Here is a 532-nt window from a genome sequence, read left to right as displayed (position 1 = left end):
TAAGGAGGTGATCCAGCCCCAGGTTCCCCTAGGGCTACCTTGTTACGACTTCACCCCAGTCATGAACCACACCGTGGTAAACGCCCTCCCCTTTCCTAAGATTGGGGTTAAGCTATCTACTTCTGGTGCAGCCCACTCCCATGGTGTGACGGGCGGTGTGTACAAGGCCCGGGAACGTATTCACCGTGGCATTCTGATCCACGATTACTAGCGATTCCGACTTCATGGAGTCGAGTTGCAGACTCCAATCCGGACTACGACGAGCTTTGTGAGATTAGCTCCACCTCGCGGCTTCGCAACCCTCTGTACTCGCCATTGTAGCACGTGTGTAGCCCTACTCGTAAGGGCCATGATGACTTGACGTCGTCCCCACCTTCCTCCGGTTTATCACCGGCAGTCTCCCTAAAGTTCCCACCATTACGTGCTGGCAAATAAGGATAAGGGTTGCGCTCGTTGCGGGACTTAACCCAACATTTCACAACACGAGCTGACGACAGCCATGCAGCACCTGTCTCTCAGTTCCCGAAGGCAC

Annotated in this window: 1 rRNA gene; it reads right to left on the bottom strand. The window is 54.7% G+C overall.

Annotated features, from left to right (window positions below):
- Positions 1–532, bottom strand: a 16S ribosomal RNA gene (locus Q0791_RS24985); the annotation flags it as partial.

The sequence above is a fragment of the uncultured Shewanella sp. genome, assembly GCF_947495455.1.
In the GTDB taxonomy this organism is placed as follows: domain Bacteria; phylum Pseudomonadota; class Gammaproteobacteria; order Enterobacterales; family Shewanellaceae; genus Shewanella.
The sequence above is the reverse complement of the archived record's forward strand: the minus strand, read 5'-3'. Positions and strand labels throughout refer to the sequence as shown.